This is a genomic window from Trebonia sp. (genome assembly GCF_049794275.1).
Lineage (GTDB): Bacteria > Actinomycetota > Actinomycetes > Streptosporangiales > Streptosporangiaceae > Trebonia.
Genome location: NZ_JBARCR010001223.1, coordinates 1 through 4,829, shown reverse-complemented (window position 1 = coordinate 4,829; position 4,829 = coordinate 1). Strand labels below are relative to the sequence as shown.

Below are 4,829 nucleotides of genomic sequence, written 5' to 3'. Positions count from 1 at the left end.
CGACGCGGCAGGAGCCGCGGGAGCAGCGGGAGCAGCGGGCGCGGCGAGCGACCAGACAAGCAGCGCGAGACAACAGGCGATCGCGGTCGCCCCCACGGCCGCCAGCCAGCCAGCCCTCCGCCATCGCACATTCCAGTGTCGGTGACCGGCGAAGCCGCCGGCAACGACACCCGCTCTAACGACTGGTTAAGATTCCGGTCATGGACTACCTGTACGCGGCCGTCATCTTCGTCTTCATAGTGACGGTCCTCGTCGTGCTGTGGAAGCGCGAGCACCCGAAAAAGAACTAGCGTGCAGGACTGGCCCGCGCGGCGCTGATTACCAATTCATTAAGCGCCGCCCGCGGCGACTTGCTCCTTCGTAGGGTCACTTCTAACGGTGGCCGATTCTGCGATGGGAACTCAGATGCGCCCGAGCCGACACCTGACAGCCGCGCCGCGTCTCCGTCTCAGGACGGCGGCGCCAATGGCCGCGCTGTCCGCCGCGCTGTGCCTGGCCGCCGTCGCGTGCCGCGGCCCGGCGGCGTCCGCCGGCACCGCCTACGGCACCACCTCGGCCGCCGCGCCGACGACGATGACCCCTATGTCTCCCGCGAAGGACCTGCTCACGGTTCGCAAGACGGGCGCCGGCTACGTGCTCGCCACGAGCACAGGGCGGACCATCTACTGGTACTCAGTCGACACCAAGGGCAGCGGGAAATCTACGTGCACCGGCACCTGCCTCGCCGCCTGGCCCGCGGTCACCGGCGCTCCCGTGGCGGCGCCCGGCGTGCAGCTGGCCGGCAAGCTCGGCACGATCACCAGGCCCGGCGGTGTGGTGCAGGCCACCTACAACGGGTACCCGCTGTACACCTACGCGCAGGACATGGCACCCGGCCAGACGACAGGCAACGGGGTCACGGGAGCGTGGCACGTGATCACCGGAGCCGTGCTGTCCCCGTCCCCGGCCAGCGCGGCCGCGGCATCCCTGCGCGACGCGTCACCCGCCGCGAGCGCGACGCCCACCGGCACGGCCTCCGGGTATGGCGGCGGCGGCTACTGAGGTCGCCAGCCTAAGTGATGAGAGCCGTTAACTTGGGTAACAGTTCCGTGTGACGACGCCAGGTGATTCGTCCGTCACGCCCTCGCGGGCGGCGGCGACGGCAGGGACGACCGGGACGGCGACGGCCGCAGGCGGGGCGCCCGACGAGGCACACGGCCGCCGGCTCCTCGTCATCTACATCGCACTGATGCTCGCGCTGCTGCTGGCCTCCCTCGACCAGACGATCGTGTCGACCGCGCTGCCCACGATCGTCAGCGACCTCGGCGGGCTGAGCCACCTGTCCTGGGTGGTCACCGCGTACCTGCTGGCCAGCACCGCGACCACCCAGGTGTGGGGCAAGCTCGGCGACCAGTACGGCCGCAAGTACCTGTTCCTGGGCGCGATCGTGATCTTCCTCATCGGGTCCGCTCTCTGCGGCCAGTCCCGGAACATGGGTGAGCTCATCGCCTTCCGCGCCGTCCAGGGCGTCGGCGGCGGGGGCCTCATCGTGCTGACCCAGGCGATCATCGGCGACATCGTGCCCGCCAGGGAGCGGGGCAAGTACCAGGGCGCGTTCGGCGCGGTGTTCGGGGTCTCGAGCGTCATCGGGCCCCTGCTCGGCGGCTTCTTCGTCGACAACCTGAGCTGGCGCTGGGTGTTCTACATCAACCTGCCGATCGGCGTGCTCGCGCTCATCGTGATCAGCATCGTTCTCCCGGCTACCTCGAGGCGGCGGCAGCACAAGATCGACTACCTGGGTGCGACGCTGCTCGCCGGGTTCGCCGTCAGCGTCGTGCTCGCGACCTCCTGGGGCGGCACGACCTACCCGTGGGATTCCGGGGTGATCATCGGCCTGTTCGCCGCCTCGGCCGTCATGCTGTTCCTGTGGTACCTGTCGGCGCGGCGGGCCGCCGAGCCCGTGCTGCCGCTGCGGCTGTTCCGCAACTCGGTGTTCACGATCGCCTCCTCGATCAGCCTGGCGGCCGGCTTCGCGATGTTCGGCGCGCTGTCCTTCCTGCCGCTGTTCCTCCAGGTGGTGCACGGCGTCTCGCCGACGATCTCCGGGGTGTACCTGCTCCCGATGGTGCTCGGCCTGCTGCTGACCTCGGTGGGCAGCGGGCAGCTCATCGCGCGGACCGGCAGGTACAAGATTTATCCGATCATCGGCACGTTCGTGATGGCCATCGCGCTGTTCCTGCTGTCCACGCTGGACGAGAACACGGCGACGTGGGTCTTGAACGTGTACTTCTTCCTGCTCGGGTTCAGCCTCGGCCTGATCCTGCAGGTGCTCGTCATCGCGGTGCAGAACAGCGTCGACTACGCCGACCTCGGCACCGCCACCGCGGGCGTGACGTTCTTCCGGTCGATTGGCGGCGCGTTCGGTACCGCGGTGTTCGGCGCGATCTTCACTAACCAGCTAGTGCACAACCTCGGCAGCGCGCTGCACGGCATCCCCCTGCCGCCCGGGTTCAGCGTTGCGGCCATCGAGTCCAACAGGCACCTGCTCACCCAGCTCCCGGCGGCCGTGCAGCACGACATCCTGCACGCCTACAGCATCTCGCTGCACCCGGTCTTCCTCACCGCTGTGCCGATCGCGCTCGTGGCGTTCGTGCTCTCCTGGTTCCTGCGCGAGGTGCCGCTGCGCACCGCGGCGGGCGAGACCCTGCGCAACCAGGCGAACGCCATCGACATCGGCGAGGGGATCGGCGCGGCACCGACCCAGCGGTCGTCGGCGGAGGAGGTGGAACGCGTGCTGACCCGCCTATCAGGCACCGAGCTGCGCCGCTTCGGCTACGCCCGGCTCGCCCGCGCGGCGGGGCTCGACCTGACCGGCGGCGCCGCCTGGATCCTGACCCGGCTCGGCAGACAGGGCGCGACACCGGGCCCGGAGCTCGCCGCGCAGGCCGGCGTCACTGTCGAAGAGGGCCACCCCAATGCCCAGCTGCTCGTCGACAAGGGCCTGATGACCCGGACCGACGGCGTGCTCGCGCTGACCCCCGACGGGCAGCGGGTTGCGGACAAGCTCTACGCCGCACAGCACGACTGGCTGTGCCATCAGCTGGCCGGCTGGTCGCCGGAGCAGCAGGCCGAACTCCAGCCCGTCCTCGCCAGGCTCTCCCACGCCATGCTGGGTGACGAGGCCGACCGCCACCTAGCGGTAGAAGACCGTCCCCTAGTGGATACGTCGACCCCACCCGGACACTAGCGCCGCGCCCCTCCCCGGCTCTCGCCCCGTATCCCGCGCCCCACAGCAGCCCCTACTGTCACGGCGTCTCACATTCTGGACGCCTCCGATCCACTTAGGGCGCGAAAGTGACCTAAGAGCTAGGGCAAAACGGACATAAAACGGCACGATTGCGCCCTAAGTGCTTCTGTCAGCCCTCCAGGTCGGCGTCGGCCAGCGCGCGGGCGGTGTCGTCCGGGTTCGTTAGCAGAGTCGCCAGCACGTGGCGGCCTTGCCAGCGGCCAGCCGCCCACGCCAGTGCGCAGGCTAGGCCCTGGGGAGTGGCGGCGTGGATCATGCCGTCGCGGTAGCGCCAGGGGATCTCCACGCCGTCGACGACGAGTTTGTCGTGGGACTGGTAGGTCTCCGGGGCATGGGCAAGGACCGACCTGACGATCTCTGGGACCGGATGGAGTTCGCCGCTGGACTCGACGACCCCGGGGGCTTCCTCGGATGCCAGGGGGAGGTCGAGGAGGTCGGCTAGATGGGATGCCAAGGTGTGCGGACCAAGCACGAGGGGCTGGTCCGCGACTAGCGGCCAGAGGTCCGGGGCGTCGAGGATCAGGACGTCGTCGGCGTTGGCGACGACGATTTCGGTGCCGCGGATCGCGCGGATCTTGTCCGGGGGAGTGACGTCGTCCGGGGTGAGGTCCGCGGTTGCCAGCGCTGACCAGAGGGCGCGGAGCTGGGGCCGTGAGACCGGTCGCGCCTCGTCGGCCAGCCTGGTGAGGAGCTCGTCGGGGCCGCCTGGTTCGGTGAGGAGGCCGGCGAGGGAGGTGCGGACGCCGAGGGCGCGGGCGATCGCCGGGTCGGCCAGGACGCCGGAGGGGGCAGCGGCCAGGTCGTCGTAGAGGCCCGCGAGCAGCGGATCGGAATCCGCGGCGCGCAGGCCGGCCGGGCGGCGGCCGGCCAGCGTCACGTGACGGCGCAGCCACCAGGCCGTGTAGGACGGGACGTCGGCGTGGCGGCCGTCAGCGAGGCGGACCCGGACCGGCTCGACGAGCGCCGCTCGCAGCGGCGGGCGAGCCAGCAGGTCCAGGGCCCGCGGCCAGCGGTCCTGGTCGACGAACTCGAGGTCACGGACGGCCGCGAACTCGACCGCGATCGGCGGCACGGCCGCCGCCCCGGCCGTCACCCGCGGCAGCAGGGCGAGGACCTGCTCCGCCCACTCGCCGGCCTCGTCCAGGTCGAGGTCGGGGTCGGCCAGGTCGATGTCGTGCGCGGTCAGCAGGTCGAATGACGACAGCACGCCCGCCGCCTCGAGCGTCGCCGCGCCGTATCGCTCCAGCATCTCCGGATCGATCACGCCGAACGGCGCGTCCGCCGCCGCCACCCCGGCCAGCGGCCCGTCCGGCAGGAGCAGCTCGCCCGCCGGGACCCACTCGCCGCTGGTGTCACGCAACGCCAGGTCCGTCAGCCACGGGTACTCGCCCCGTTCGGCGCTGGCTGCGGAGAGCAGGCCCAGCACGGCGTCGGCAACCCGCTCGGGTCCGTCATCGTCGTAGCCGGCCTCGGCCGCCGAGTCGTAGGAGTTCGCCACCGCCGCCCGCGTCGCCGGGTCGGCCAGCACGCTTCGGGGCGTCGC

The 4,829-nt window shown here is 70.9% G+C and carries 2 protein-coding genes and 1 pseudogene; 2 read left to right on the top strand and 1 reads right to left on the bottom strand.

Annotated features, from left to right (window positions below; genetic code table 11):
* Window positions 1-465 precede the first annotated feature (465 nt).
* Both WA805_RS30015 and WA805_RS30010 read left to right on the top strand, forming a co-directional pair.
* Window positions 466-1,041, top strand: a complete 576-nt coding sequence (locus WA805_RS30015) for a hypothetical protein (protein ID WP_425244008.1) — start codon at window positions 466-468, stop codon at window positions 1,039-1,041.
* A gap of 49 nt (window positions 1,042-1,090) precedes the next feature.
* Complete coding sequence (locus WA805_RS30010) at window positions 1,091-3,226, top strand: MFS transporter (RefSeq protein ID WP_425244007.1); 2,136 nt, start codon at window positions 1,091-1,093, stop codon at window positions 3,224-3,226.
* A 169-nt stretch (window positions 3,227-3,395) separates the two neighbouring features.
* Here the strand turns inward: WA805_RS30010 and WA805_RS30005 are convergent.
* Window positions 3,396-4,829, bottom strand: a pseudogene (locus WA805_RS30005) (hypothetical protein); the annotation flags it as partial.

What these genes read in the sequence shown, in the direction of transcription:
- WA805_RS30015 (WP_425244008.1), top strand. Translation starts at nt 466, where the DNA reads ATGGCCGCGCTGTCCGCCGCGCTGTGCCTGGCCGCCGTCGCGTGCCGC.